The sequence below is a fragment of the Ruegeria sp. HKCCD3925 genome (genome assembly GCF_057221175.1).
This window is the reverse complement of record NZ_JBWVBI010000010.1, coordinates 86,687-111,217: the sequence shown is the minus strand read 5'-3', so window position 1 is coordinate 111,217 and position 24,531 is coordinate 86,687. Positions and strand designations below refer to the sequence as shown.

The 24,531-nt window shown below is 57.7% G+C and carries 32 protein-coding genes; 13 read left to right on the top strand and 19 right to left on the bottom strand.

Features of this window, described 5'->3' with window-relative positions; genetic code table 11:
- Positions 1–41: 41 nt before the first annotated feature.
- Positions 42–1,379, top strand: coding sequence for a serine hydrolase domain-containing protein (locus tag AC2TEM_RS20365; protein WP_170426123.1), 1,338 nt, complete (start codon positions 42–44; stop codon positions 1,377–1,379).
- Positions 1,380–1,385: 6 nt separating this feature from the next.
- Here the strand turns inward: AC2TEM_RS20365 and AC2TEM_RS20360 are convergent, their stop codons facing one another.
- Positions 1,386–1,871, bottom strand: coding sequence for an RNA pyrophosphohydrolase (locus AC2TEM_RS20360; protein ID WP_170426121.1), 486 nt, complete (start codon positions 1,869–1,871; stop codon positions 1,386–1,388).
- A gap of 137 nt (positions 1,872–2,008) precedes the next feature.
- Here AC2TEM_RS20360 and AC2TEM_RS20355 point away from each other — a divergent pair, with 137 nt between their 5' ends.
- From AC2TEM_RS20355 to AC2TEM_RS20345, 3 genes are all read left to right on the top strand, one after another.
- On the top strand, positions 2,009–4,036 hold the full coding sequence (locus AC2TEM_RS20355; RefSeq protein WP_170426119.1) for an NADPH-dependent 2,4-dienoyl-CoA reductase: 2,028 nt from the start codon (positions 2,009–2,011) through the stop codon (positions 4,034–4,036).
- Between the two features lie 96 nt (positions 4,037–4,132).
- Positions 4,133–4,384 (top strand): hypothetical protein, encoded by a 252-nt coding sequence (locus AC2TEM_RS20350; protein WP_170394756.1) that lies wholly within the window; start codon positions 4,133–4,135, stop codon positions 4,382–4,384.
- A complete protein-coding gene (locus AC2TEM_RS20345) occupies positions 4,381–4,770 on the top strand; it encodes a hypothetical protein (RefSeq protein ID WP_170426117.1) in 390 nt (129 codons plus the stop codon). Before AC2TEM_RS20350 ends, AC2TEM_RS20345 begins: the two co-directional genes overlap by 4 nt.
- 26 nt (positions 4,771–4,796) lie before the next feature.
- Here AC2TEM_RS20345 and AC2TEM_RS20340 read toward each other — a convergent pair whose 3' ends face one another.
- Positions 4,797–5,237, bottom strand: coding sequence for a DUF4399 domain-containing protein (locus AC2TEM_RS20340; RefSeq protein ID WP_170426115.1), 441 nt, complete (start codon positions 5,235–5,237; stop codon positions 4,797–4,799).
- Positions 5,238–5,465: 228 nt separating this feature from the next.
- On the opposite strand from AC2TEM_RS20340, the gene AC2TEM_RS20335 reads away from it, so the two are divergent.
- Complete coding sequence (locus tag AC2TEM_RS20335) at positions 5,466–6,371, top strand: LysR family transcriptional regulator (RefSeq protein WP_170394766.1); 906 nt, start codon at positions 5,466–5,468, stop codon at positions 6,369–6,371.
- Between the two features lie 67 nt (positions 6,372–6,438).
- Here AC2TEM_RS20335 and AC2TEM_RS20330 read toward each other — a convergent pair whose 3' ends face one another.
- The 5 genes from AC2TEM_RS20330 to AC2TEM_RS20310 form a co-directional block, all read right to left on the bottom strand.
- Positions 6,439–7,254, bottom strand: a complete 816-nt coding sequence (locus tag AC2TEM_RS20330; RefSeq protein ID WP_170426113.1) for a DUF2189 domain-containing protein — start codon at positions 7,252–7,254, stop codon at positions 6,439–6,441.
- Positions 7,255–7,402: 148 nt separating this feature from the next.
- Entirely contained in the window at positions 7,403–8,302 is a 900-nt protein-coding gene (locus AC2TEM_RS20325) for an OmpA family protein (RefSeq protein ID WP_170426111.1), read from the bottom strand.
- Positions 8,299–8,871: a peroxidase-related enzyme gene (locus AC2TEM_RS20320; protein WP_170394773.1), complete on the bottom strand. Its 573-nt coding sequence runs from the start codon at positions 8,869–8,871 to the stop codon at positions 8,299–8,301. The genes AC2TEM_RS20325 and AC2TEM_RS20320 overlap by 4 nt, the downstream gene beginning before the upstream one ends.
- Before the next feature lie 10 nt (positions 8,872–8,881).
- Positions 8,882–9,592, bottom strand: coding sequence for a GNAT family N-acetyltransferase (locus tag AC2TEM_RS20315; protein WP_170426109.1), 711 nt, complete (start codon positions 9,590–9,592; stop codon positions 8,882–8,884).
- Positions 9,589–10,311: a molybdopterin-binding protein gene (locus AC2TEM_RS20310; protein ID WP_170394779.1), complete on the bottom strand. Its 723-nt coding sequence runs from the start codon at positions 10,309–10,311 to the stop codon at positions 9,589–9,591. The genes AC2TEM_RS20315 and AC2TEM_RS20310 overlap by 4 nt, the downstream gene beginning before the upstream one ends.
- A gap of 51 nt (positions 10,312–10,362) precedes the next feature.
- On the opposite strand from AC2TEM_RS20310, the gene sfsA reads away from it, so the two are divergent.
- Positions 10,363–11,064 carry a DNA/RNA nuclease SfsA gene (sfsA, locus tag AC2TEM_RS20305; protein WP_170426107.1) on the top strand — a complete coding sequence of 234 codons (702 nt, stop codon included), beginning with the start codon at positions 10,363–10,365 and terminating at the stop codon, positions 11,062–11,064.
- Positions 11,065–11,173: 109 nt separating this feature from the next.
- Positions 11,174–11,986 (top strand): type I methionyl aminopeptidase, encoded by an 813-nt coding sequence (map, locus tag AC2TEM_RS20300; RefSeq protein ID WP_170394785.1) that lies wholly within the window; start codon positions 11,174–11,176, stop codon positions 11,984–11,986.
- Here map and AC2TEM_RS20295 read toward each other — a convergent pair.
- The 4 genes from AC2TEM_RS20295 to AC2TEM_RS20280 are packed head-to-tail and all read right to left on the bottom strand — an operon-like array spanning position 11,974 to position 14,581.
- Positions 11,974–12,153: a hypothetical protein gene (locus tag AC2TEM_RS20295; protein WP_170426105.1), complete on the bottom strand. Its 180-nt coding sequence runs from the start codon at positions 12,151–12,153 to the stop codon at positions 11,974–11,976. The genes map and AC2TEM_RS20295 overlap by 13 nt on opposite strands.
- A gap of 25 nt (positions 12,154–12,178) precedes the next feature.
- Positions 12,179–12,814: an HAD family hydrolase gene (locus AC2TEM_RS20290; protein ID WP_170514060.1), complete on the bottom strand. Its 636-nt coding sequence runs from the start codon at positions 12,812–12,814 to the stop codon at positions 12,179–12,181.
- Position 12,815: 1 nt separating this feature from the next.
- On the bottom strand, positions 12,816–13,373 hold the full coding sequence (gene rsmD / locus AC2TEM_RS20285) for a 16S rRNA (guanine(966)-N(2))-methyltransferase RsmD (RefSeq protein ID WP_170394794.1): 558 nt from the start codon (positions 13,371–13,373) through the stop codon (positions 12,816–12,818).
- Positions 13,370–14,581, bottom strand: coding sequence for an FAD-dependent oxidoreductase (locus AC2TEM_RS20280; protein WP_170819193.1), 1,212 nt, complete (start codon positions 14,579–14,581; stop codon positions 13,370–13,372). Before AC2TEM_RS20280 ends, rsmD begins: the two co-directional genes overlap by 4 nt.
- 99 nt (positions 14,582–14,680) lie before the next feature.
- On the opposite strand from AC2TEM_RS20280, the gene AC2TEM_RS20275 reads away from it, so the two are divergent.
- The 4 genes from AC2TEM_RS20275 (at position 14,681) to AC2TEM_RS20260 (ending at position 16,211) form a co-directional block, all read left to right on the top strand.
- A complete protein-coding gene (locus AC2TEM_RS20275) occupies positions 14,681–15,166 on the top strand; it encodes a peroxiredoxin family protein (protein ID WP_170408529.1) in 486 nt (161 codons plus the stop codon).
- 103 nt (positions 15,167–15,269) lie between these two features.
- Complete coding sequence (locus AC2TEM_RS20270) at positions 15,270–15,515, top strand: glycine zipper 2TM domain-containing protein (protein ID WP_170466621.1); 246 nt, start codon at positions 15,270–15,272, stop codon at positions 15,513–15,515.
- Between the two features lie 11 nt (positions 15,516–15,526).
- Positions 15,527–15,874 (top strand): penta-EF hand family protein, encoded by a 348-nt coding sequence (locus AC2TEM_RS20265; RefSeq protein ID WP_170626752.1) that lies wholly within the window; start codon positions 15,527–15,529, stop codon positions 15,872–15,874.
- A 28-nt stretch (positions 15,875–15,902) separates the two neighbouring features.
- Entirely contained in the window at positions 15,903–16,211 is a 309-nt protein-coding gene (locus AC2TEM_RS20260) for a hypothetical protein (RefSeq protein ID WP_170394808.1), read from the top strand.
- Here AC2TEM_RS20260 and AC2TEM_RS20255 read toward each other — a convergent pair.
- The 4 genes from AC2TEM_RS20255 to AC2TEM_RS20240 are packed head-to-tail and all read right to left on the bottom strand — an operon-like array spanning position 16,194 to position 18,951.
- On the bottom strand, positions 16,194–16,499 hold the full coding sequence (locus AC2TEM_RS20255) for a 4a-hydroxytetrahydrobiopterin dehydratase (protein WP_170394812.1): 306 nt from the start codon (positions 16,497–16,499) through the stop codon (positions 16,194–16,196). The genes AC2TEM_RS20260 and AC2TEM_RS20255 overlap by 18 nt on opposite strands.
- On the bottom strand, positions 16,496–17,683 hold the full coding sequence (locus AC2TEM_RS20250) for a GNAT family N-acetyltransferase (protein ID WP_170394814.1): 1,188 nt from the start codon (positions 17,681–17,683) through the stop codon (positions 16,496–16,498). Before AC2TEM_RS20250 ends, AC2TEM_RS20255 begins: the two co-directional genes overlap by 4 nt.
- 45 nt (positions 17,684–17,728) lie before the next feature.
- The gene (locus AC2TEM_RS20245) at positions 17,729–18,499 is read right to left on the bottom strand and encodes a glycerophosphodiester phosphodiesterase family protein (RefSeq protein ID WP_170426099.1); all 771 of its coding nucleotides are present in this window, start codon (positions 18,497–18,499) and stop codon (positions 17,729–17,731) included.
- The gene (locus AC2TEM_RS20240; RefSeq protein WP_170394820.1) at positions 18,496–18,951 is read right to left on the bottom strand and encodes a RidA family protein; all 456 of its coding nucleotides are present in this window, start codon (positions 18,949–18,951) and stop codon (positions 18,496–18,498) included. The genes AC2TEM_RS20245 and AC2TEM_RS20240 overlap by 4 nt, the downstream gene beginning before the upstream one ends.
- Positions 18,952–19,248: 297 nt before the next feature.
- Here AC2TEM_RS20240 and AC2TEM_RS20235 point away from each other — a divergent pair, with 297 nt between their 5' ends.
- Positions 19,249–20,064 (top strand): MlaA family lipoprotein, encoded by an 816-nt coding sequence (locus tag AC2TEM_RS20235; protein WP_170394822.1) that lies wholly within the window; start codon positions 19,249–19,251, stop codon positions 20,062–20,064.
- Entirely contained in the window at positions 20,054–20,662 is a 609-nt protein-coding gene (locus AC2TEM_RS20230) for an MlaC/ttg2D family ABC transporter substrate-binding protein (RefSeq protein ID WP_170408534.1), read from the top strand. Before AC2TEM_RS20235 ends, AC2TEM_RS20230 begins: the two co-directional genes overlap by 11 nt.
- 60 nt (positions 20,663–20,722) lie before the next feature.
- Here AC2TEM_RS20230 and AC2TEM_RS20225 read toward each other — a convergent pair whose 3' ends face one another.
- From AC2TEM_RS20225 to AC2TEM_RS20210, 4 genes are all read right to left on the bottom strand, one after another.
- A complete protein-coding gene (locus tag AC2TEM_RS20225) occupies positions 20,723–21,532 on the bottom strand; it encodes a methyltransferase domain-containing protein (protein WP_170426097.1) in 810 nt (269 codons plus the stop codon).
- Positions 21,533–21,640: 108 nt separating this feature from the next.
- On the bottom strand, positions 21,641–22,738 hold the full coding sequence (locus AC2TEM_RS20220; RefSeq protein ID WP_170408536.1) for an ABC transporter ATP-binding protein: 1,098 nt from the start codon (positions 22,736–22,738) through the stop codon (positions 21,641–21,643).
- 5 nt (positions 22,739–22,743) lie between these two features.
- Positions 22,744–23,643 carry a carbohydrate ABC transporter permease gene (locus AC2TEM_RS20215; protein WP_170426095.1) on the bottom strand — a complete coding sequence of 300 codons (900 nt, stop codon included), beginning with the start codon at positions 23,641–23,643 and terminating at the stop codon, positions 22,744–22,746.
- The gene (locus tag AC2TEM_RS20210) at positions 23,636–24,508 is read right to left on the bottom strand and encodes a carbohydrate ABC transporter permease (RefSeq protein WP_170426093.1); all 873 of its coding nucleotides are present in this window, start codon (positions 24,506–24,508) and stop codon (positions 23,636–23,638) included. Before AC2TEM_RS20210 ends, AC2TEM_RS20215 begins: the two co-directional genes overlap by 8 nt.
- Between the last annotated feature and the right edge of the window lie 23 nt (positions 24,509–24,531).

Genomic DNA, 24,531 nt, shown 5'->3' with positions numbered 1-24,531 from the left:
AATGGCTACCCTTTTTTTGGATGTAAGGGGGGAGCCAATTCATGTTGGGCAGAGCACTCAGGATCACCGCAGGAACATTGGCGTTGGGGCTTGTGGCCGGCGTTGGGTACCTGCTGATCTCTCCGCCCGACCTGTTGCGAGTCGGGACCAACTATTCTGCCAAGATCGTCTGTTCTAACGTGTTCATCGCCAGGCGGGATGCGCAGGAAGTACTGGCGGTTGATGTGCAGGCGCCCGGGCATCCGTTGCTGAAACACGTCTCGGTCTCGGTAGACCCCGAGGCGCAATCAGTATCCGCAAAGCTACTCGGGATCTTCGCCCCTGCGACCAGCCAATATCGCGAGGGGCTTGGATGTGCGAATACGCATGAGGCCCAACCGGTCAACGCCCAGCTAAACACTCTGCCCGCGCTGTCTGATGCACTTTGGCCGGAAGGCACCACCGTGGCTCCAGCGCAGAACTCCAAATTGGCAATGGTTCTGTCGGACCCGACCATTCTGGGAAAGGGCTTCCGCGCCGTAGTTGTGGTGCATGATGGCCGGATCATTGGTGAGGCTTATGCGGATGGATTCGACGAAAATACCCCTCTTCTGGGCTGGTCAATGACCAAAACCATAACCTCTGGATTGATTGGAACGCTGATAAAATCCGGTCAGATGAAGTTGACGGATACACTGGTCGATTCATTTCCCGATTGGGCAGAGGACAACCGGCAGCACATTACCGTCGAGGATATGTTGACCATGTCCAGCGGCCTGCGATGGAACGAAGGCTATGGTGACGTCTCGGACGTGACTCGGATGTTATATCTGAGCGACGACATGGCGGGGTTTGTCACTTCGCTTGAGGCCGAGGCTGAGCCAAATACTGAATTCAACTATTCGTCGGGCACATCCACCGTCTTGGCGCGGGTCTGGCAGGATCAGGTCAAAGATGACAGCTTGTCCTATCCGCAGCGCGCACTCCTGCTGCCACTGGGCATGACCTCGGCCATACTTGAAACTGATGTTTCTGACACCTTTGTCGGCTCAAGCTATATGTACGCCACAGCGCGGGATTGGGCACGATATGGGCAATTCCTGCTGCAGGGCGGCACATGGGACGGGCAGCAAATTCTGCCCGAAGGGTTCACTGACTGGATGTTCGAACCGGTTGCTGTCTCGGGCGGGGCATATGCCAAAGGTCACTTGTGGCGCGACGTGCCGGGTGGAGAACCCCCGTTCGAAGATGCGGTCTGGATGGCCGGACACGATGGGCAATCGGTCGGGATATTCCCTTCGCGTGATCTGGTGATCGTGCGAATGGGGCTTACACCGTCCGATACCGGTTATTCCCCGCTGCCGCTGGCCAAAGCGGTGATTACGGCGCTTGGTTCCTAACCCGAACTACCCGAGATGCGGCTGAAACGCAGAAAGCACCTGCTGGTAGACGTCCTTTTTGAACGGCACGATCTCATCGACCAGCCGCGTCGTGGTCTGCCATTTCCAATGGGTGAACTCGGGGTGCTCGGTGGCGATGTCGATCTGATCATCCCGGCCCAGAAACCGCATCAGGTACCATTTCTGCTCCTGCCCGCGATACCGGCCCTTCCAGATTTTCGGCACAATGTCATGCGGTAGGTCATAGGGCAGCCAGCCGTCGGTCTCGGCAATGATGTCGACCAGATCGCTGGTTACACCAGTTTCTTCCCAAAGCTCGCGCAGGGCCGCATCGCGCGGGTCTTCGCCCTTGTCCACGCCGCCCTGAGGCATCTGCCAGGCGTCCTTGTGACGATCATTGCGTTGGCCGACAAAGATCAGACCCTCGGCATTCATCAACATCAGTCCCACGCAGGGGCGATAGGGCAGTTTGGCGATTTCATCAGGGGTCATGCGCGGCCTCGTGATTAAGCTTTGCTGCGTCTCTAGCAAGCGCCGCGGTAAAGGCAAAGGGAATGACGTTAGGTTTCGCGTGACAAAGGTGACGCGAAGGTCAATCTGACGGTCGAAGTCGGGAGGGAGAGTTTGCCATGACTGCGTACCCAAATATGCTGGCCCCGCTGGATCTGGGCTTTACCACGTTGAAGAACCGCGTGCTGATGGGCTCGATGCATACCGGGCTGGAAGAGACTGGCGATTGGAATCGGGTTGCTGAATTCTACGCAGACCGGGCGCGCGGCGGTGTGGCGCTGATGGTGACCGGTGGGATTGGCCCAAACCTTGAAGGCTCGGTGCTGCCGGGGGCTTCGATGATGACCAACGATACAGAGGTGGCGAACCATTCCATCGTCACCCGACGCGTGCATGAGGCTGGCGGCAAGATCGCCATGCAAATCCTGCATGCGGGGCGGTACGCCTATGGGCCGAAATGCGTCGCCCCCAGCCCGGTGAAATCTCCAATTTCTCCGTTTCCGCCGCATGAGCTGGACGAAGAGGGCATCGAGAAGCAGATCGGCGATATCGTCAACGCGGCTGTTCTGGCCCAGAAGGCGGGCTATGACGGGGTCGAGATCATGGGCTCCGAGGGGTATTTCCTGAACCAGTTCCTCGTGACCCACACCAACAAGCGCGAGGATCGCTGGGGTGGGTCATACGAGAACCGGATGCGTCTGCCCATTGAGGTGGTGCGCCGCACGCGGGAAGCCGTGGGGAGCGATTTCATCATCATCTATCGCCTTTCGATGATTGATCTTGTGCCCAATGGGTCGACCCATGACGAAGTCGTTGAACTTGCGCAGCGGATTGAGCAGGCCGGGGCAACGATCATCAACACCGGTATCGGCTGGCACGAGGCGCGGATTCCAACGATTGCCACCAGCGTTCCCCGTGCTGCATTTGCGTGGGTTACCAAGAAGCTGATGGGTAAAGTCGGGATTCCGGTGATCACCTCGAACCGGATCAACACGCCTGAGGTTGCCGAAGAAGTTCTATCGACCGGTTGCGCCGATATGGTGTCTCTGGCGCGGCCGATGCTGGCCGATGCGGATTTCGTGAACAAGGCGATTGCAGATGAAGCCGCGAAGATCGCCCCGTGCATCGCATGCAATCAGGCCTGTCTGGACCACACTTTCAGCGGTAAGCTGACCTCATGCCTGGTGAATCCGCGCGCCTGTCATGAGACTGAATTGGTGATCGGCAAGGCCGAGACACGTAAGACCGTGGCCATTGTCGGCGCTGGCCCTGCAGGTTTGTCCACCGCGATGACAGCTGCCCAGCGCGGCCATGATGTAACCCTGTTTGATCGCGCCGCCGAGATAGGCGGGCAATTGAACATGGCCAAACAGGTGCCAGGGAAAGAAGAGTTCTGGGGACTGGTTGACTGGTATCGCACCATGATGGACGACCTAGGCGTGACGGTCGAACTGAACCGCGAGGTCAGCGCGGATGATCTGACCGGTTATGATGAGGTGGTCATCGCCACCGGTGTCACTCCTCGTGATCCACAGATTCCCGGCCAGGATCGGGACAATGTGCTCAGCTACATCGACGTGCTGCGCGACAAGGCCGAGGTCGGCAGCACTGTCGCCGTGATCGGGGCCGGAGGCATCGGGTTCGATGTCTCCGAATTCCTGCTGGAAGACGGTCACAGCCCAACCACGGACCTTCCATTGTGGATGAAGGAATGGGGCGTGACCGACCCCGCAGAACACCGCTCGGGCCTGGCCCCCGAGGGCCCGCAGCCCGAAGCACCAGCACGGCAGGTCACGCTGCTGCAGCGCAAGGCACAGCGTCACGGCAAGGGGCTGGGAAAGACAACGGGCTGGATCCACCGCGCGACATTAAAGATGAAGGACGTCAGTTTCGTTGGTGGTGTGAATTATGAGCGCATCGACGAGGACGGCCTGCATGTCAGCTTTGGCGAAACCCGCGATGATCCAACCGTGATCGCAGCCGAGTCGATCGTCCTATGTGCCGGGCAGGTCTCGGACCGGTCGCTGGCGGATGAGCTGATCGAACGTGGAATGACCCCGCATGTGATTGGTGGCGCAGATGTGGCAGCCGAGCTGGACGCCAAACGTGCGATCAATCAGGGCACACGTCTGGCGGCAGCGTTCTGACGTTGTAATGCCAGTGCGCTGGAGAAAGCCGCCCCGGAAGAGGCGGCTTTTTTCGTTTTCCTTGACTCAACTGTTATCAATATACATATGTACCACATGAGTCAGAAAATAGAACGCACCCAAACAGGAATTCGAATCGAGAAGCGGCTTCTGAAAGTTCTCAAAGGGCTGGCAGAATCGCTGGACATGACCCTTGGCGACCTGATTGAGGGCATCGCGCTGCACAGCTTTGAGAACAAGCCAGCCTTCTCTGAAGAGACGCTGAAGAAGATCAAACAACTCAAAAGTGTCTACGACTTCGATTGGACAGCTGAAGACAGCCACCGTTTCAAGGAGGATGAAGAATGAGCGCATCGCGATACGCCGACGTCACCATCGCATTTGAAGCACACGCAATCGACAACGCAACGTTCGGACACGCCGAACATGTGCAAGTCGCTTATGACCTGCTACGCAAGTATGATTTCATCGATGCCGCAGCGATCTACGCCAAGGGAATTCGCACGTTAGCAGCGAACGCAGGCGCACCGAACAAGTTCAATCTGACAATCACCTACGCATTCATGAGCCTGATCGCAGAGCGGCTGGCCAACACGCAAGCTACTGACTTTAAGAGTTTCGCACAGGAAAATTCCGACCTGATGGCCAAGTCAGTACTCAACCAATGGTATTCTGCGGACCGTCTCAACACGCAGCTTGCCCGCGATATATTCCTGCTGCCTGCCGCCGCATAATCGCGTTTTGCGGCGGAGGTGAATTGTTACTCCACTGTGATCGTAATCACCTCGGACACAATGGGCGTCGCATGAGGGACGTGGCCTGCATCCCCAAGCACCAGCTGCAAAGTATGCTCACCCGGAGCAAGTTCCAAAGTCACCTCAGTCTGACCGCCACCGAAATGAATGTGATTGTCGTCTGCGGGCAGACCGTATGACAGTTCGTCCGCACCGTCTTCTCCCTGCCCAAGTGGTGGGCGATCAATCAGGAGGTGATGGTGCCCTGTATTTTCCTTCTCGGTTCCTGCAGGGGCAACGCCCATGCCGCTGAGGCCAAAGACTACGGTCACAGGTGATTGCACGGTGTCCCCGTCAGACAAGTTCACGAAATAGACCTTCGCATCTGGATTCGATGGTGTTTCCCCCCCGGCCCACACGAGGCTGGCGGTCAGACACAGGGTAATGATAGCAAATAGGGCTTTCATAGTCTCCTCCGTGGTCACAAAAATGCCATTCTCATCATAGCACGATTGGAAAAAAGTCCAGAAAACGGGGTTTTGTATCGAAAGGCATGGTCCGCGGCATATAGGTCCGGGCGTTTCCTAGTTGCAAACGATCCGATTCAAAACCCTGATATTATCCCATGTCTGCCCAGTTCTTGCCCAGATTGATCGCGATAAAGAGACAACGAACGGAAGACCTGGGGAACGAGAATGGATCGACTAACTGAAATGGAGGCCTTTTCCAACGTGGTGGACCAGGGTGGTTTCACCGACGCGGCCAAGAAAATGGGCATCTCCAAATCAGCCGTGTCTAAACACGTCTCGAGCCTTGAGGCGCGGTTGGGGGCAAGGCTTTTGAACCGGACAACGCGCCGGGTTTCGCCAACCGAGATCGGGTTGGCCTATTATGATCGCGCCCGTCGCGTGCTGAACGACGCAGGCGAAGCGGATGCGCTGGTGACTTCGATGCAATCTGCGCCTTCTGGTCTGCTGCGGATCTCTGTGGCGACAGATTTTGGCGTCAATCACCTGTCGCCGGTCCTGTCGGACTTCCTGTCGGCCTATCCGGACATCACCGTGAACATGGTTCTGAATAACCGCTATGTTGAGCTGATTTCCGAAGGCTTTGACGTGGCCGTGCGCATTGGCGAGCTGGAAGACAGCACGCTGCGCGCCCGCAAGCTGACCGAAACAGTGAAACGCATGGTCGCGTCGCCGAGATATATCGAGCAGTTCGGACGCCCGCAGAAGATCGACGATCTGAACGAACACAAACTGCTGCATTACTCCAGCCAATCCTCGGGCAGCGTGTGGAAGCTGACGGCGCCTTCGGGCGAGAAGCGTCAGGTCCGCACTGCTGGCTGGCTGAGCGTGAATGACGGGCAGTCGCTGCTGAACGCCGCAATCTCGGGGCTTGGGATCGCGCATCTGCCCAGCTATCTATATGCCGAAGCACTGAAATCGGGCGAGGTGGTAGACGCCATGCCATCGCTACCGGATGAGGTTCAGGGCGTCTATGCGGTCTACCCGCCGGGCCGGTTCACCCAGCCCAAGGTGCGGGCGTTCATTGATTTTCTTGTCGAGTCCTTTGCTGAAAAGGGTCCGATGGATTGGTAGAATTCTCCCTGTGGCACCTAAACGGCCCGTGCTGAATGGCACGGGTCTTTTTTTGTCTAGCGATGCATCAGTTAGTCTCTGGTGATACGGCCCGCTGATACAGATGCCACGTGGTGTGGCCCAGGATCGGCAGTGTGAAAATCAGCCCCAGAAACGCCGGAACCAGCGACAACAGCATGGTGACCGAGATGATCGCCGCCCAACTGAGCATTACCACCGGGCTTTCAGCTACAACGCGAATGGACGTGAGCATGGCGGAAACAAAGTTGGTTTCCCGATCCAGAAGCATGGGCATGGCCACCACAGTCACCGAGAACAGGACCGCCGACAAAAAAGCGCCGATACAGGTGCCGACCGCCAGAAAGGTCCAGCCTTGCGGTGTGAAGAAGACGGTGTTCATGAACCCTTCGAAATCCGAGAAGGACGCCTTTTGCAGGATGATCGCCAGCCAAAGGCGGATTTGGTAGGTCCATACCCAGAAAATGAACAGGGTGACAAAGGCCATCCAACCCATCTCGCGCTTGCGTTGATGGGCCATCACGCTGAGGATTTCGGACCAGCCGAAGCTTTCCCCTTTCTGCATCCTACGGGACATTTCATAAAGCCCGGCGGCCGCAAATGGGGCGACCAGCGGAAAGCCTACGGCGGCAGGAATGATCATCCAGATCTTGCCAAGCCCGACCAGGCACCAAACGAACAGGATGCCGAAAACCGCGTAGAACAGGCCGAAAAAGCCGCTCATGACCGGGTGTGCGAGGAAGTCGGAAAACCCGGCCTTCAGCGATGCGGTAATATCCTCGGCCGTCAGCCTGTTAACCTCGGGCATGGATTGCTGTGGGACCGTGTTATCCGGCGGAGTGGTATCTTCGGTTTTGGATGCCATGACGCATTCCTCCCAAAGCATGGTGACTGGTGGGACTGCCTGCCAACAGGCCTGATGGCAAGACAGACGCACCGATTAGCTGCAAGTGTGCATCAGGCCGCGCCATCAGGGCAAGGGGGACACAGGGCGTCCGCGGTGCTCGCGCCTGTTAGTTGACCAGCAACACCGCCTCGACCCGTCGATTGAGATCGCGGCCCTCGGGCGTAGCGTTAGAGGTAATGGGCGCAAGATAGCCTACGCCCTGCGCCTCGATCCGGTCGGCGGCAACACCGTGCGCTTCGATCAGGCGCGCACGCACGGCTTCCGCCCGTTTGGTGCTGACCGCAATATTGGCCTGCAATGCGCCCGTATCATCCGTGTGTCCTACCAGCGCCAAACGGGTCGAAGTATTGTCGGCCAAATAGCCCGCAAGCAGCGCCAGCGAGGCAAACGGCCCTTCGCCCAGCGCGACTTCGCCGGTGCGAAAGTGCAGGTCATCAAGGATGACATGTCCGGTACTGCTGAGATCGTTTAGCAACCCGGCAGGGCCCTCAACGGTTTCCTCGATCACAAGTGGCTGCGCAAGCTGCGTACCTTGCGGGGTCACCCGGATCATCTGCACATAGCCATCCGGCGGGTTGCGGCTGACCAGCAGGCTCAGCACTTCGTCACCGCGGGAAGCGGATAGAAAACGGTAATCGTGGATCGCCACATACATGTCAGGCGTCGGCACCACTTCGGTGCCAAAGCGGAAATCGAACCCGCCACAATTGCGTGCCTCGCATTCAAACGCGATCTCGAAACCTTGCGCCTGAAGCTGATCCCGAAGCGGTGCAAGAATTTGCAGCGTCGTGCTGGACCCGGCCTGCAGACGCCATGTTAGCCGCTCGACACGCCCTTCGACAGTGCGGGATGGAACCGCGCCGTCGGCAAACACGCCGGTTGGCAGGTCGTAGCTGTCCAATGCACTGGTGCGATCCGAAATCTGCCGGGCGCTGGCGGGCAACGTCAGTTCCTGCGCCTGCACAGGCACAGCCAAAAGGAGGCTAAGGAACAGGAAACGGATCATCGGAACTGCGCGTGATACTCTGGGTTCGGGACCATGGCAGTGGCACTGGCCACGCGGTTGGTCATATTGAAGAAACCGGTGACATTGGCAATGTCCCAGATATCGCGATCCGAAAACCCGACATCACGTAAAAGCTGGCGATCGGGCTCTTCGATTGTGGTGCTGGCGGTAGTCATCTTGGCTGCGAAATCCAGCATTGCACGTTGGCGCGCGTCCAATTTGGCGACGCGGTAGTTCATGACCAGCATCTCACCCAGCTGCGGATCGCCCGAAAGCTGCCGCACCGCTGCGCCATGAGCCACGAGGCAGTAGAAGCATTTGTTGATCGAGGACACCACGACCGCAATCATCTCGCGTTCCAGCTTGGTCAGCCCGCTATCGGCCAGCATCAGATCATTATACATCGAAGTGAAGGCATTCAGCTTGTCGATATCGAAGGCATAGGCGCGCAGGACATTCGGCACCATTCCCAGTTTCTCAACACAGATATCAAAGTATTTCTGCGTCTCTGACGGTAGTGGGTCCACCATTGGCAGATCCAGGGCAGTGGGCATGTCCTGTTTGGTCAATTCGTCCTCCTCAGACGCGCTGGCGATAGTGGTATTCTCCGACGATCTTCATCCCAAGCGAGTGGTAGAGGCCATTGGCCCCCGCGTTCGCCTTGGTACAGATCACGCTAAGCGTCTGCGCGCCATTGTCCAGCGCCCAAAAGGCCGCGGCGCGCATGGCCCACTGGCCCAACCCCTTGCGGCGGTGATCCGGTAGGATTTCCAGCGCGTGAACCATTGCGATACCTTCATGGATAGCCACGAAGCCTGTTCCTGCGGGCTGATCGCTGTGGCGCAACAAAAGGCCGGTCTTTGGGCCCGGTGCCCGGTACATGATCGCAATCCGTTCGGGGCCGATACCGCCCTGCGTCCAGATCTCACGCATGATGGCCAGCGGTTCCCAGATGTTGAAAACAGTCACGCGCGGGATCGGGATATCGGTCAACTGCTGCGCCGGGCAGGAATAAATATTGACCGGATCAAGGATGTCGTAGCCGCGTTGCGCAAGCATTGCATCCAGCGCCTCATCCCCCGGACGCAGGCAGAAGATGCGTTTTTGACCCATCGCCTGCATGGCGCTTTCGGCCGCATCGATATCGGCGCTGGTGACGTCCCCGGTGCGATTGGCGGCAGAAACGCGTGAACCTCCGCCCTGTCCTTGCCGCAGTCGAAATGGGCCTTGCGTTTGATAGCCGGCGGCAGGCCATGTGCCATCGACAACGGCGGCCCAATCGGGATTCAAAGCTCGATCTCTTTCGCAAGGCGGGTCATGGCGGCATCGATCCGTCCACCCTCGGTGCCGCGCACGACGACGTTGGCTCCGAAGACGCCATTCGTCTGAAACGGATAACAGCCGATCGAAAGATCGCCGAAGTCTTTGGCCAGTGCGGCCAAAGTTGCTGCAATATCGCCTTCACCCCGATCCACACGCAGCGTCTGCGACAAAAGCGGGCTACCTCCGATGAGCGAAGGCAGAACACTCGCAACCATGGCCTGAAAAACCAAAGGCACCCCGGCCATGACATGGACGTTGTTGATGGTAAAGCCGGGCGCGGTCGAGACCGGGTTGTCGATCAATTCGGCCCCTTCCGGAATACGCGCCATGCGCAGGCGAGCGTCGTTCAGCTCCAGCCCGGATTTCTCGTAATGCGCCTCAAGCAATGCACGCGCGTCGTCGCGAACATCGATATGCACGCCAAAGGCACGGGCGATGCAGTCAGCGGTGATGTCGTCATGGGTCGGACCAATACCACCACTGGTAAACACATGGTCATGGGCCTCTGATAGCGCCCTTACGGCTGCCTCAATCGCGGGTGCATCATCGCTGACAATGCGCACCTCTTTCAGGTCAATGCCGTGTTTGGTCAGCTCTCCAGCCAGATAATGCATATTGGCATCGCGGGTGCGGCCCGAAAGGATCTCATCCCCGATCACCAACATTGCAGCGGTTGGATTGGCCATGACGCGCCCTCCCTCTTGATCGACCGTTAGGGCAGGTATAGGCCCTTGGCCATGCGATTTGAAACCCCCCTTGTCCCCGCTCGACTGATCCGCCGCTACAAACGCTTTCTGGCAGACTGCAGGCTGGAAGACGGGCGCGAGGTGACAGCCCATTGCGCCAATCCGGGCTCAATGATGGGGCTGGCAGAACCGGGTGAGAAAATCTGGCTGGAGCCCAACGACGATCCGAAGAAAAAGCTGAAATACGGCTGGCGGCTGGTCGATCATGAGAACGGGCATTTCACAGGGGTCGACACATCAGTCCCCAACAAGGCGCTTCGGTTGGCGCTCGAGGCGCGTGAAATCCCCGAGCTGGCCGCCTATGAAACCGTGCGCCCCGAGGTCAAATACGGTGAAAACAGCCGTATCGATTTCCTACTGACCGGGCCGGGCCTACCCGATGCTTATGTCGAGGTCAAAAGCGTCACCCTCTCACGCCAAGCGGGCCTCGCCGAGTTTCCCGACAGCGTCACCGCACGCGGCACCAAACATTTGGGCGAACTGGCAAAGATGGCCGTACAGGGCCATCGGGCGATCATGCTTTATCTGGTGCAAAGGACCGATTGCGATCGGTTTGCACTGGCCGATGATATTGACCCAGCCTATGCGGCGGCGTTTGAGGCAGCGATAGGGGTTGAACGCTTTGTCGTTGGAACTCGGATCACGCCCGAAGGCGTCTGGGTTGAGCCCGCTCGGCAATGGGGCGCGGGCTAGAAACTTCTTTGATAGACCCTATTTACTAGTTGAAAACCGAGCCCTCTGGTACTTTCTGCACAAGCAGCGTAAAAGAAGTGCTGCGTGAAATATTTGGAGTCCCGCACCGATGAAAGAACATCGTGGCCGTCTGACCAAAGACGGTATCCGCATCTATGAACAGAGTGACTTTGCCGGCATGCATGCGGCAGGGGCGCTGGCTGCGCGGATATTGGATGACATTGCTGAACATGTTTTTGTCGGCCAGACCACCGGTGCGATTGACGGGCTGATCACTCAGATGGTCGAGGATGCAGGCGCGGAATCGGCAACCATTGGTTACAAGGGTTATCAGCACGCCAGCTGCATCAGCGTGAACCACGTGGTCTGTCACGGCATTCCGGGTGACAAAAAGCTGAAGGATGGCGACATTCTGAATATCGACGTGACCGTCATCGTTGATGGCTGGTTCGGTGATACGTCGCGCATGTATGTGGCGGGTAAATTGCCGCGCAAGGCCGAACGGCTGATTCAGGTGACCCACGACGCGCTGTTCAAGGGTATCGAGATGGTCAAGCCGGGCAATACCTTCGGCGATATCGGCCACGCCATTCAGGCCTATGTCGAGGCGCATCGGATGAGCGTTGTACGCGATTTCTGCGGCCACGGTCTGGGCAGGGTGTTCCACGCGCCACCAAATGTCCTGCACTATGGTCGTCCGGGTACCGGAGCTGTGTTGGAAGAGGGCATGTTCTTTACCATCGAGCCGATGGTCAATCTGGGGCGTCCTGAAACCAAGACACTGTCCGATGACTGGACTGCCGTGACCCGCGACAAATCGCTGTCGGCGCAGTTCGAGCATTCGGTCGGTGTGACCGCAGATGGGGTTGAGATTTTCACCTTGTCACCGGGCGGCAAATATCACCCGACCTATTCGTCCTGATCGGTCGCCTGATCGCGTAATAGCTTCAGCAGCAAGGTTTCATCCCGCCACGGGATGACCGCGTCGTGAATGAACACCGACGCGCGCATCGGTTTGGGCGGAGGCCCAGTTGTGGTGTCGGCGTCTTTCGAAAAAGCCCAGAGCGGAGGTGTGATAGCGCGGTCCATGGACCAAGCATAACACGTTTATGGCTCAAAGTCCCAAAAGCTTGGGCGCATGTAACATGTCGGAGAACACTTCGGCCCCTAGTTCTTCCAATCGCACACCATCATCATGGGCCGCGTAGCCCAGGCAGCGCATATTGGCGCGGATTGCTGCGGTGACACCGTTTTCGCTGTCTTCGATCACAACCGGCACCGTTGCGCCGAAATGCTGTGCAGCGGTCAGGAACAGGGTCGGGTCGGGCTTGCCCGTTCCAAGCACCTGCGCCGAAAACATCACATCTTGAAAACGCTCCCAAAGACCATTCTGGCCCAAAGTGATCTTCATTTTCTCAGGCCGCCCATTTGAGGCGACACAGTAGGGAATGTCGCTTGCATCCAGTTGCGCCAGCAATTCACGGATACCCGCGACCAGAGGCGTGCCTGCTTTCAGCGTCTCGTAGATTTCCGCATAGATTTGATCAGTCCAGTCATCCGGCAGATCAGCCCCCAGCTCGCGCGCCTTGTCGCGCACACCGGTCATGGTGCCGCCAACAAACAGGGACATGCATTCGGCTAAGGACAAGTGCAGACCATGGCCAGCGAGATTGTCGACCATGACCTGATTGGACAAAACCTCGCTATCGACCAGAACGCCGTCGCAATCAAAGATAACCAGATCGTGCATCTCAGCCCCCTGTGCGCCACATCAGCGAGATATGCGTGTCGCCATATTTCCGCGCGTCGTGCAGCGTGAAGCCCTCGGGCGCGAGCATGGGGGTGCTTTCTTCCCAGACGATCAGAGCGTCATCAGACAACCAACCACCTTGGGTAGCCGCGGCCAGTGCCCTTTGACCCAGAGCTTTTCCGTAAGGCGGATCCAGAAAAACCAGATCACAAACAGTGCCCGGGTTTTCGCCCAAACGGGTCGCATCCCGCCGGATCAAAGTGGTCTGGCTGGCGCTTCCGGTCAGGGCGATATTCTTGCGGATCAGACCCTGCGCGACCCTCCCATCATCGACAAACGTGACGTGGGACGCGCCGCGAGACAGCGCTTCTAGTCCCAATGCACCGGTGCCCGCAAAAAGGTCGAGAACCTGCAAGCCGTCGAAGTCGATCTGATGATTCAAAACGTTGAACAGGCTTTCCCTTACCCGGTCAGTGGTTGGCCGAAGATGCGCACCGGCATCGCCTTTGCCAACCGAAGTCAGAGCCCGGCCCCGGAAGTCTCCGGCGATGATCCTCACGCTTTGAGCAGCGGTTTCAGGTCCGCTTCTGGGTCGGCAACAACAGCCGGATCAGCGGTCTTGCCGGCATCAATCAGGCGTTTGCCAACCATATAAGCGCGCGGGTCATTCATCGCGTCGACCGCGATCAGCTGATCTCCCTTGTAGTACCAGAAAGACACCGTCGCGCCCTCACCCTTGCGAGTCACCACACGGTCATAGCCGGTATTCAGCCCGGCGATCTGCAGCTTGACGTCATACTGATCGGACCAGAACCATGGCGTTGCAGTGTAATCCTTAGCCGCGCCCAACATGTTCTGGGCCACGATCTCGGCCTGATCAATGGCGTTCGGCACGCTTTCCAGGCGGATACGGCCTTCGCCATGCGGGAACGACGCGCAATCGCCCGCCGCCCAGATCGACGGATCTGAGGTGCGGCCATGGGCGTCGGTCTTGATGCCGTTATCCAGCTCTAACCCGGCCATTTCAGCCAGTTGAGTCGACGGCGCGATGCCGACGCCGACGACAACAAAATCCACCTCAAGTTGGGTGCCATCGGTCAGGACGGCGCCCGTCACCTTGCCACTTTCACCAACCAGACGATCCAACCCGACGCCCTCACGAATGTCGGCCCCGTATTCGGTGTGCAGCGTGCGAAAGTAGTCGCTTGTCTCTTTGGCCGCGACACGCTGAAGGATGCGGTCGGCCATCTCGACCAAAGTCACCTTGACCCCGCGCTTGGCACAAACGGCGGCGGCTTCAAGCCCGATATAGCCGCCACCAACGATCAGCGCGCGGGCGCCATCCGATACCCGAGGTTCCATCTCGTCGATATGGGCGAGATCTCGCACCACATGGACACCCTCAAGATCGCCCCCGATCGCTGCGGGCAGGCGGCGTGGGTCGGACCCAGTGGTCAGCGCCAGTTCATCATAGGTGATCACCTCATCGCCGAGGGTCACCGTCTTGGCCTTTGGATCAATCGCCGTCACACGTTGACCCAACCGTAGGGTGATATTGTTTTCGGCATAGAAGCTCTCGGGCCGCAAGAACAGGCGCTCCAGCTCCATCTCGCCCAACAGGTAAGCCTTGGACAAGGGCGGGCGTTGGTAGGGCAAATGCGGCTCGGCTCCGATCAGGGTGATGTCACCTTCGAACCCGTCCTTGCGCAGCCGTGCTACCAAAGAAGCACCGGCCTGCCCTGCCCCGATCACGACAATATGGCTCATGTTTCGCTCACCCTGCAGAATTCACGTGGTTACTTTGTTTCGACCACCTATATTGCGGCAAAGCCCGACTCTGCAAATCCAAATGACAGGAGCGTAAAAATGATTGCAACAGGTGACATGCTGCCCGAGGCCACGCTGATCCAGATGGGTGCCGAAGGCCCCGAGGAGGTTCGGATTTCAGACAAGACCAAAGGGCGCAAGGTTGTGATCTTTGCTGTACCCGGTGCGTTCACCGGAACCTGCACAACCGCTCATGTACCAAGCTTCATGCGGACCAAGGACCAGTTCGATGCCAAGGGTGTAGAGGAAATCATCTGTATCTCGGTCAACGACCCTTTCGTGATGGGCGCCTGGGGAGAAAGCACCGGTGCAACAGCGGCCGGGCTGACCATGCTGGCCGATGCAGCGTCCGAGTTTACCAAGGCCATCGGCATGGATTTCGACGCCCCGCCCGTAGGCCTGATTGCACGCTCCAAACGCTATGCAATGCTGGTTGAAGACGGCAAGGTTGTGGCGATGAATCTGGAAGAAAACCCCGGTGTCTGTGAGGTCTCGGCTGGTGAAGGCCTGCTTGATAGTATCTGATCCCTGTCGGCCCCGGTTTGACCGGGGCCACGTGAAACGCATTTAACTTGATGCAACGCCCCGATGCGCCAATACTTGGCCCATACAACTGGGGAGTTCATTGATGCGACTGAAATTTCTTACATTGTTTCTTGGCACCGCCGGGGCCCTGGCGGCGTGCGGACCTGCACCCACACCCCAACAACAGGCTGCGCGACAGCACGAGATCGCCTGCCTGAGTGGTACCATAGGCGGCGCCCTGATCGGTGGAGTGATCGGCAATCAATTTGGCGGTGGTTCAGGCAAGACCATCCTGACGGCGGCGGGCGCCGCTGCGGGTGGCGTGTCTGGCGAACGTTACGCGTGCTGAGGAGATTTGAGATGAAACGAGTATTGATTATCACCACCGTATTCGTGATGGCTGCTGCTGCAAACGCAGAGACTGTCGCAGAACTGCACGAGGCCGAGTTGAATAACATCGACACCAACAATGACGGCTTCCTGTCCAAGGACGAATTCAACGCCTTCTCGGACTATGCATTTCAGGCAATGGACGAAGACAAGAACGGCACTCTGGGCCTGAGCGAAGCAAAACCGTTCTTGGATATCAAACAGTTCGAAGCCGTTGACCGGGATGGCGACAGTCTTATCTCAAAGGCAGAGTATGTCAGCCAGATGCAGAACGATTTTGACGCTGCGGATAAGGATGGCAACGGTCTCTTAGATTAAACGCCAACTTGGTTGGCAGGAGCGTGTCATGAATAAATGGATCTGCCTCGGTAGCCTGGTGGCTTTGGCCGCATGTGACGTACAGCAATCCCCGGTGATCAGCGGCCCTGATGGTCAGGTGCAGATTCAGATCAATACCAGCGGTCTGACCTGTTATGAAAATCGGTGTCTCGACATCAATCCGTCGGCCCGCAGCGTGCGGTCCGTCGGCACCCGTACGATCAGAATTCCGGGCAATATCAATGTCAGCGACGGCACGATCACCCCGGCAGAATTCAAGCAGCTGGGAACGGCAACATTGCTGGCCGGTGGGACGGGTTCACGCGGAGACCGTTAGCAGGCTGTCCATCTTACGCGCCAGCTTGGCGTCTTGTGCAGACAGACCGCCAACATCATGGGTCGACAGGACCACCTCGACCGTGCGGTATACATTCGACCATTCGGGGTGGTGGTTCCATTTCTCGGCCCAGATCGCCACCTGCGTCATCCAGCCAAAGGCGGCGACAAAATTATCGAAGATGAAGGTCTTGGTGATCGCATCGCGGTCTTCGACCATGGTCCAGCCATTTCTGAACAGCGGGTCCAGCAGCGGGCCGCGGGTCTCGGTTGACAGAAGTTCGGTCATTGCTGTTCCTCCGGGTTCGATTTCCTGAACGGACCATAATCCGTCAGAATCTCGATCTCTTCTCCCACTGCGTGGGACTCGGCGTCCAGATATTTCTGAACCGCATCAGCAAAACCCGGATCGCCAACCCAATGCAAGCTATGCGTGCGGGTTGGCAGATAGCCGCGCGCCAGCTTGTGCTCGCCCTGCGCACCGGCCTCAACCCGCGCCAGACCTTCCGCAATGGCAAAGTCGATCGCCCTATAATAGCACAGTTCGAAATGCAGGCAGGGGTGATGTTCGACACAGCCCCAATACCGGCCATACAGCGTTTCCCGCCCGACAAAATTTAACGCACCGGCGACGGGGTATCCATTACGTTCGGCCAACACCAAGGCGATGTCATCCGTCATGGTTTCCTGAGCGATATCAAAGAATTGTCGCGTCAGGTAGGGTGAGCCCCATTTTCGTGCGCCGGTATCCTGATAGAACCGCCAGAACGCGTCCCAATGCTCGGGTCGCAGATCATCGCCGGTGATTGTTCGAATCTGCCCACCGAAATCACAGGCCTGCGTGCGTTCCTTCTTGATATTCTTGCGTTTGCGCGAGGACAGCGCAGCCAGAAACTCGTCAAAATCGGCGTAATCATCATTGAGCCAGTGAAACTGCTGCGAGTGGCGGACCATCAGGCCCATCTGCTCACCTGCCAGCGCTTCGGCCTCGGTGCAGAACGTAGCGTGCAGCGATGAAATTCGATTCTCGGCGGCCAATTGCACCGCTCCTTGCACCAGCGCCGAGATCCCGACAGCATCGTAGCCGGGTCGCACCAAAAAACGCCTGCCAGTCGCGGGTGTGAAGGGCACCGCGATCTGCAGCTTGGGATAATATCGCCCGCCCGCGCTTTCATAGGCATGAGCCCAGCTATGGTCGAAGATGTATTCACCCTGGGAGTGCGACTTGGCAAACATCGGGGCTGCCGCAATCAGCATCCCGTCCAGATAGGCCGTCAGGTATTGCGGCTGCCAGCCAGTACCGCGCCCGACCGAGCCGCTTTCTTCCAGGGCATGCAAAAACCGATGTGTCGTGAACGGATCAAACGGTCGCCCGCCATCGGCAACCTCGGGGCAGGCGCAACTGTCCCAGTCGCTCGCGGAAATCTGCGAGACCGATGTCAGAACCCGAACCTCAATCTGTGCCTGATCCATATCCCCTCCGCGCTACACCTTTATCTGTGATCGCGCGCGCCGGGATCAAGCGGGATGTTCGGCCAGATAGCCTTCGAACGTAACATTATCGGCAACCTTGCGTGCCTCTGCTTCTTGTTCAAGCGAACGCACGGTCCAGCACAGGATCGGCACACCCTGTGCCTTCAACTCAGCGACCCGGGGGCGGTCAAGATCGATGACTTCATGGCTGATAAAGCTGGCTCCAACGCGGTCGAAATCCGGGATGTTGCGCAGATGATCGCAGACGGCTTGCGGCAGAAGCTCGACTTTGGGCTCGTAAGAGCTGGTAACGAGACCGCGCGGCAAATGTGGCGCAAGGCGTGCAATCTCTGCGACTGAATGCGGGTTGAACGACATCAGCGCGACCGGGCCTTCATAGTCTTTCAGTGCGCTTACAACATCTGCTTCCAAAGCACCGATATCGGGGCCCATTGCACCATCTTGATCCTTCAACTCGATGAGCAAGGGCACCCGTCCTGCAACAATGGCCAGCACCTCTTCCAGCGAGGGGATACCTTCACCGGCAGAATGCAGAAGCGTCTGGGCCCGCGCTTGTGTCTCGGTGATCTGTTGGATCGGTCCGGGCTGCCCGGTCAGACGTGTCATGTCATAGTCGTGAAACACCATGGCCCGATTGTCACGGGTGCGTTGCAGATCAATCTCGACCCCATAACCGGCGTCAATTGCGGCACGAATGGCGGCCCGGCTATTCTCGGGCCGCTGATCAGAAATGTCATGCAGCGCGCGATGTGCTATCGGGCGCTGCAGGAACTCAGACGGAAGGGACGGTTTCATTGAACCTCGAAAATACCCTCGATTTCGACGGCAACACCCAAAGGCAATGAGGCTGCGCTGACGGCCGAGCGCGAATGACGACCGGCATCGCCCAGCGCTTCGACCAGGAAGTCGGAGGCCCCGTTGATCACCTTCGGCTGTTCTGTGAAATCAGCGGTCGAGTTTACAAAACCGGTCAGCTTGATCACGCGCACCAGCTTGTCGATATCGCCACCACAAGCCGCTTTGACCTGAGCCAACAGGTTGATGGCGCAGACTTTGGCTGCAGCGGCGCCTGCCTCAACATCCATATCATCACCGAGCTTGCCAGTGATCAGATCATCCGCCTTGGAGATCTGGCCCGACACGTAGACAATGTTGCCGATGCGCACGAAAGGAACGTAGTTCGCTGCCGGAGCAGGTGCGTCCGACAGGCTGACACCCAGGCTGTCCAGTTTTGCTGCGATGCTCATGTGGATTATCCTCATCTCATAGTGATTCCGCGCGGACGCTAACCGGGAAAACCTGTTTCCGAAAGCGTGAAAGCGGGATTTTTCCCATTGCCTGCAAACTGGGCAGGTCTTCTCTTATTCAGGAAGTGTTGAATTCGTGTCACTTTACGTCGCCCCATCGGCTGAGGTAAACGCGAGTTGTTGTTTCAAATCCTGCGCGAAACCTCTATGTGAGACCAATTGCGCCACCAAGGGTGCAAAGGCTGTATTGATTGAAGGCCCGGATACCGCTGGGCAATTTTCGGAGTAACGAAGACAGTGCCAAGTTACATTCGTCTGAAGCACCTGATCATATTCGCCATCCTGACGGTCCTATCGGCATGCGCGACGCAGCCTCAGGACGCAGCGGCGCGGGGTGAGATTTTTGACCCCTATGAAGGGACCAACCGGGGCATTCACAAGTTCAATCTGGGTGTGGACCGATTCCTGTTCCGACCGGCCTCGAAAGGCTATGTGAAGATCGTACCAGATCCGATGGTTACCAGTTTCAATCACTTTGCCGAAAACCTGACGATGCCCGGGCAGGCGCTGGACTATCTGCTGCAAGGCAATCTGAAACAGTCCGGCAATGCGCTGCTGCGCTTTCTGATCAACTCGACCGTGGGCGGCTTTGGCCTGTCAGCCCCGGCGGATGAGCTGAACCTGCCGCCTGTTGACACTGATTTCGGCGAAACCCTGCATGTCTGGGGCGTGGGCGAAGGTGCTTATGTGGAACTGCCCTTCTATGGCCCGTCCACTGCGCGCGATGCGGTCGGCGTCGTGGTCAACCTGTTCTCGAATCCGATCAACTTTAGCCCGACCCGCCCGGTCGACAATATTGGTGTCTATGCCGAGGTCGTGCGGCGGATGGGAGATCGCGGTCGGTTCTCGGATACAGTTGATTCGATTCTGTACGAAAGTGCAGACAGTTACGCGCAAGCGCGCACGATCTACCTGCAAAATCGCCGCTTTGAACTGGCAAGGGATGATGAAGACGCCTATCTGGGTCTTTATGACGATCCCTACGCCACCACCGGGACCGACCCTGTCAGAGACCCCTATCTTGACCCGTACGAGGACCCCTATGCCGAATAACCTGTTGAACCGACGCCGTTTTGTGGCCACCGCCCTGACCGGGATGACAGTTGCCGCATTGCCTCTGCCCGCGTTCGCGCTGACCGAAGCGCAGGCCAAACAGCTGGTCAACAGCGTTGTGGCCGATATCACGCGTATCATTGACTCGGGTAAATCCGAAAATGCCATGCTGCGTGATTTTCAGAAGATTTTTGTGCAATACGGTGATGTGCCGATCATGGCCCGCTATGCGCTGGGGGCGGATGCACGCACAGCCTCATCCGCACAGCTGCGTCAGTTCACCAAAGCGTTCGAAGGCTATATTTCGCGCAAATATGGTCGCCGGTTCCGCGAGTTCATCGGCGGTGAGGTCACCGTGCGTAACGCGCGCAAGATCAAGACCGGATACGAGGTCAGAACCTCGGTCAAATTGCGCGGCTCATCCCCGTTCGAAGTGACATTCCTGGTGTCCGACAAATCGGGCCGTGGCAAGTTCTACAACATGTTCATCGAAGGTGTAAATTTGTTGCTGACCGAGCGCACAGAGATTGGCGCAATGCTGGATGCGCGCGGCGGCGACCTGAATCGCCTGATCAAGGATCTGAAAAAGACGGGTTGATCTGAGGGATTGCCCTACACCAGCCACCGCCCGACCCGTTCGCGCGGTGGCTTTTTTTGTTCAGTTTGCAGGCTTGCACGCGATCTGGCTGACATAAGACATGTAGCCAAAAAACGTGTTTGCGGACACACGCGCCCGGGCCTCGGATTTCAGCGCCTGTGCCGTTTCAGGTGCTAACAACCCGGTCTCGGCCATTCGATCCGCGCCACGGTCGATAACGGTCAGAAAGTAAGTCGCCTCTCCTTCGGCCACATAACCGTGTCCCCGGCGACGGCCCAACTCAAAACCTGCTTGAGAGAGTGCACCGCCAATCTGGCGCATGATCCAGAGGTTTGTGACGTTCTGATTGATCATGAACCGAATGAGTTGATCCAGAGGATCAAAATCGGCAATCTGCGCTGTGGCGGTATCGTAGTCCCCATCGCAAATCGCGAATATCCCGCCCGGTTTCAGTATCCGAAAGGCCTCGGAAACCACATCCTCGGGGCCGGGTACATGGCACAACAGTGTATGCGCCAGAACAAGGTCTGCTGAGCTATCTTCAAGCCTGGTTGCCTTTGCATCGCCGGTTTCAAAAACAAGATTGCTCTCGCTGGCGAAGCTGTTTCTCGCACGTTCGACCATAACCGGTGAGGGCTCAATGCCGAGCGCGCGCTCCACCCCGCCGACAGACAGCAGCTCTTGCGTGATGTGCCCGGTGCCTGAACCCAGCTCAACCGCGAACCCGCCCTCAGGGACAATCAAATCACTTAGATAGCTATCCCTGATCTCTTTCTGCGCTGGCTCCAGACACCGCGCTTCCATAGCTTCGGCGATACGCTCTTGGACCGAGATATCCTGCCCGGCCAGATCGGAATACGGATCGGACATAGCGCGCCTCCCTTCGCTACGTCCCAAGATAGCATATTTCAAATTAACCGGCCAAAACCGACCGTGATTGCTATGGCCCACCCCGGGTTGGTGCGGGCCAACGGTCCCTTAGTTCAGCCGTTCACCCGTTTCCTTGGCAAAGTAGGAAACCTTGCTCATGTCGAACGCCAAGTTCAGCAATTGACCGGCCTGCGCGCTGGTTTCAGCATGCAGCCGCGCCGTGACCTGCTTGCCACCCAATTCCGACACCACATAGGTATCTGCCCCTGCGGGTTCGACCATATCGACCATGCAGGCGGCTTCCTGCACGCCTGCGCCAGCGCGGAACCCCGCCTCGGCGATATCTTCAGGGCGTAGACCAAGGATGACATCCTGCGGCAGAGACAAGTCGCGTGCATCGTTCAGAACCAGCGTTTCACCGGATTCGCGTGCAATAGAGATTTGCGTTCCCGAGCCATTGTTCGATGCCTGTGCCGGGATCAGGTTCATCGCAGGTGAGCCCATGAAATCCGCCACAAACAGGTTGGCCGGGTTGTTGTAGATCTCGGCCGGAGTACCGATCTGCTGCACGACCCCGCCTTTCAGGACCACGATCTTGGTGGCCAGCGTCATCGCTTCGATCTGGTCGTGGGTGACATAAACAATGGAGGCGTCCAGTGTCTGGTGCAGCTTCTTGATCTCGGTCCGCATCTCGACCCGCAGCTTGGCGTCAAGGTTCGACAGCGGTTCATCGAACAGGAACAGCTTGGGGTCGCGCACCAACGCCCGGCCCATCGCGACCCGCTGACGCTGACCACCCGACAGTTGGCTGGGGCGGCGGTTCAGCAATGGCTCGATCTGCAGCAAGGAGGCGACGTCTTTCAGCTTGGCTTCCTGCGTGGCCTGATCAACCCCACGCACTTTCATGCCGAAGGTGATGTTCTTGGCCACGGACATGGTCGGGTACAAAGCGTAAGACTGGAACACCATCGCGATGTCACGATCCTTGGGGCTGACATGGGTCATATCGTTGCCGCCGATGGACAATGTGCCACCGGTGATCTCTTCCAGTCCCGCAATGCAGTTCAGCAGCGTAGACTTACCGCAGCCCGAGGGGCCGACAAGCACCAGGAAGTCGCCCGGTTCAATCGAGATGTTGATGTCTTTCAGAATCTCGGTCGCGCCGTAATTCTTGTAGAGTTTGTTGATATCAAGGATGGGAGCCATGGGTCTTATCCCTTCACAGAGCCAGCGGTCAGGCCGCGGATGAAATACTTACCGGCAACGACATAGACGAGCAGCGTCGGCAGCCCCGCGATGATCGCGGCAGCCATGTCGACGTTGTATTCTTTGACGCCGGTGGTGGAGTTTACGATGTTGTTGAGCGCAACAGTCACGGGCTGTGTCCCCGCCTGGCTGAACGACACGCCAAACAGGAAGTCGTTCCAGATCTGCGTGAACTGCCAGATCACAGTCACCACGATGATGGGCAGCGACAGCGGCAGAAAGATCGACCAGAAAATCCGCATGAACCCAGCCCCATCAACCCGCGCCGCCTTGGTCAGCTCGGCCGGAATGGTGACATAGTAGTTGCGGAAGAACAGCGTGGTGAAGCCCAGCCCGTAGATCACATGGACAAAGATCAGGCCCGGAATGGTCCCGGCAATCCCCATCATACCCAGCAGACGTGCCATTGGCAGCAGAACAACTTGGAACGGGATGAAGCAACCGAATAGCATCAGCGAGAAGATGATATTGGCCCCTTTGAACCGCCATTGCGCCACGACATAGCCGTTCAGCGCACCCAACAGGGTCGACAAAAATACCGCAGGCACCGCGATCAGAACCGAGTTCCAGAAATAGGGTCGCAAACCTTCACACTGGATACCGGTACAAGCGCCGGACCATGCGGTTTTCCAAGCGTCAAAGCTGACCTCTCGCGGCAGCGAAATCAGGCTGCCGGTGCGGATTTCCTCAAGGCTTTTCAATGATGTCGTCAACATCACGAAGAGCGGCATTAGGTAATACAGTGCAAACAGGCCAAGCAGGACATAAAGCAACCAACGCAGGGCAATCTTGCCCGTAGTGCTTTGGGTGCGGGTTTGTGTTTGGGGCATCGACAGATCAGTCATTTTTCGCCCTCAGCTCTGAGTAAAGATAGGGAACCACGATGGCAAAGACGACCAGCATCATGATCATCGCGGACGAGGCTGCTTGACCAATATCGCCGCGCGAAAACGCCATGGCGTACATGTAAGTAGCGGGCAGATCGGTTGCGTAGCCCGGACCGCCACCAGTCAGGGCGATGACAAGGTCGAAGCTTTTGATTGCGAGGTGCGCCAGCACGATGAAAGCAGACAGGAAGATCGGTGCCATCGAAGGGATGATGATCGCCGTATAAATGCGCCACGTGGGGATGCCATCGACCTGTGCGGCCTTGATGATCTCGCCATCGACCGAACGCAAACCGGCCAAAAACAACGCCATGACGAAGCCGGAACTCTGCCAGATCGCGGCGATCACGATAGTGTAGATCGCATAGTCAGGGTTCACCAGCCAGTCGAATTCGAAATTCGAAAAGCCCCAACCCTGCACCATGGATTCGATGCCCAGGCCCGGGTTCAAAATCCACTTCCACGCCGTACCGGTCACGATCATCGACAACGCCATCGGGTACAAGTAGATCGTCCGGATCGCGCCTTCGACGCGGATCTTCTGATCCAGCAGGATGGCCAGCAACAGGCCCAGTACCATCGCGATCACGATGAACAGCGCGCCAAAGATATACAGGTTGTTGATCGCCGTATCCCAGCGGGGTGAGTCGAACAGGCGTTCGTACTGAATGAAGCCTTTGATCTCGTATTTCGGCAGTAGTTTCGATCGGGTTAGCGACACCCATGCGGTCCATCCGATAAATCCGTAGACAAAGATCAATACGGCGATGAACGACGGTGCCAGCACCACCTTGGGCAGGTGGTTTTCCAGCCATTCGGACATTTTAGCCTCCGGGGAAAGATGCT

What these genes read in the sequence shown, in the direction of transcription:
- AC2TEM_RS20220 (WP_170408536.1), bottom strand. Translation starts at nt 22,738, where the DNA reads ATGGCTCCCATCCTTGATATCAACAAACTCTACAAGAATTACGGCGCG.
- AC2TEM_RS20335 (WP_170394766.1), top strand. Translation starts at nt 5,466, where the DNA reads ATGGATCGACTAACTGAAATGGAGGCCTTTTCCAACGTGGTGGACCAG.
- AC2TEM_RS20215 (WP_170426095.1), bottom strand. Translation starts at nt 23,643, where the DNA reads ATGACTGATCTGTCGATGCCCCAAACACAAACCCGCACCCAAAGCACT.
- AC2TEM_RS20240 (WP_170394820.1), bottom strand. Translation starts at nt 18,951, where the DNA reads ATGAGCATCGCAGCAAAACTGGACAGCCTGGGTGTCAGCCTGTCGGAC.
- AC2TEM_RS20270 (WP_170466621.1), top strand. Translation starts at nt 15,270, where the DNA reads ATGCGACTGAAATTTCTTACATTGTTTCTTGGCACCGCCGGGGCCCTG.
- AC2TEM_RS20290 (WP_170514060.1), bottom strand. Translation starts at nt 12,814, where the DNA reads ATGCACGATCTGGTTATCTTTGATTGCGACGGCGTTCTGGTCGATAGC.
- AC2TEM_RS20310 (WP_170394779.1), bottom strand. Translation starts at nt 10,311, where the DNA reads ATGGCCAATCCAACCGCTGCAATGTTGGTGATCGGGGATGAGATCCTT.
- AC2TEM_RS20245 (WP_170426099.1), bottom strand. Translation starts at nt 18,499, where the DNA reads ATGAAACCGTCCCTTCCGTCTGAGTTCCTGCAGCGCCCGATAGCACAT.
- AC2TEM_RS20250 (WP_170394814.1), bottom strand. Translation starts at nt 17,683, where the DNA reads ATGGATCAGGCACAGATTGAGGTTCGGGTTCTGACATCGGTCTCGCAG.
- AC2TEM_RS20295 (WP_170426105.1), bottom strand. Translation starts at nt 12,153, where the DNA reads ATGGACCGCGCTATCACACCTCCGCTCTGGGCTTTTTCGAAAGACGCC.
- AC2TEM_RS20225 (WP_170426097.1), bottom strand. Translation starts at nt 21,532, where the DNA reads ATGTCCGATCCGTATTCCGATCTGGCCGGGCAGGATATCTCGGTCCAA.
- AC2TEM_RS20280 (WP_170819193.1), bottom strand. Translation starts at nt 14,581, where the DNA reads ATGAGCCATATTGTCGTGATCGGGGCAGGGCAGGCCGGTGCTTCTTTG.
- AC2TEM_RS20210 (WP_170426093.1), bottom strand. Translation starts at nt 24,508, where the DNA reads ATGTCCGAATGGCTGGAAAACCACCTGCCCAAGGTGGTGCTGGCACCG.
- AC2TEM_RS20350 (WP_170394756.1), top strand. Translation starts at nt 4,133, where the DNA reads ATGAGTCAGAAAATAGAACGCACCCAAACAGGAATTCGAATCGAGAAG.
- AC2TEM_RS20340 (WP_170426115.1), bottom strand. Translation starts at nt 5,237, where the DNA reads ATGAAAGCCCTATTTGCTATCATTACCCTGTGTCTGACCGCCAGCCTC.
- AC2TEM_RS20265 (WP_170626752.1), top strand. Translation starts at nt 15,527, where the DNA reads ATGAAACGAGTATTGATTATCACCACCGTATTCGTGATGGCTGCTGCT.
- AC2TEM_RS20355 (WP_170426119.1), top strand. Translation starts at nt 2,009, where the DNA reads ATGACTGCGTACCCAAATATGCTGGCCCCGCTGGATCTGGGCTTTACC.
- AC2TEM_RS20360 (WP_170426121.1), bottom strand. Translation starts at nt 1,871, where the DNA reads ATGACCCCTGATGAAATCGCCAAACTGCCCTATCGCCCCTGCGTGGGA.
- AC2TEM_RS20345 (WP_170426117.1), top strand. Translation starts at nt 4,381, where the DNA reads ATGAGCGCATCGCGATACGCCGACGTCACCATCGCATTTGAAGCACAC.
- AC2TEM_RS20330 (WP_170426113.1), bottom strand. Translation starts at nt 7,254, where the DNA reads ATGGCATCCAAAACCGAAGATACCACTCCGCCGGATAACACGGTCCCA.
- AC2TEM_RS20275 (WP_170408529.1), top strand. Translation starts at nt 14,681, where the DNA reads ATGATTGCAACAGGTGACATGCTGCCCGAGGCCACGCTGATCCAGATG.
- AC2TEM_RS20260 (WP_170394808.1), top strand. Translation starts at nt 15,903, where the DNA reads ATGAATAAATGGATCTGCCTCGGTAGCCTGGTGGCTTTGGCCGCATGT.
- AC2TEM_RS20255 (WP_170394812.1), bottom strand. Translation starts at nt 16,499, where the DNA reads ATGACCGAACTTCTGTCAACCGAGACCCGCGGCCCGCTGCTGGACCCG.
- AC2TEM_RS20230 (WP_170408534.1), top strand. Translation starts at nt 20,054, where the DNA reads ATGCCGAATAACCTGTTGAACCGACGCCGTTTTGTGGCCACCGCCCTG.
- map (WP_170394785.1), top strand. Translation starts at nt 11,174, where the DNA reads ATGAAAGAACATCGTGGCCGTCTGACCAAAGACGGTATCCGCATCTAT.
- AC2TEM_RS20365 (WP_170426123.1), top strand. Translation starts at nt 42, where the DNA reads ATGTTGGGCAGAGCACTCAGGATCACCGCAGGAACATTGGCGTTGGGG.
- sfsA (WP_170426107.1), top strand. Translation starts at nt 10,363, where the DNA reads ATGCGATTTGAAACCCCCCTTGTCCCCGCTCGACTGATCCGCCGCTAC.
- AC2TEM_RS20325 (WP_170426111.1), bottom strand. Translation starts at nt 8,302, where the DNA reads ATGATCCGTTTCCTGTTCCTTAGCCTCCTTTTGGCTGTGCCTGTGCAG.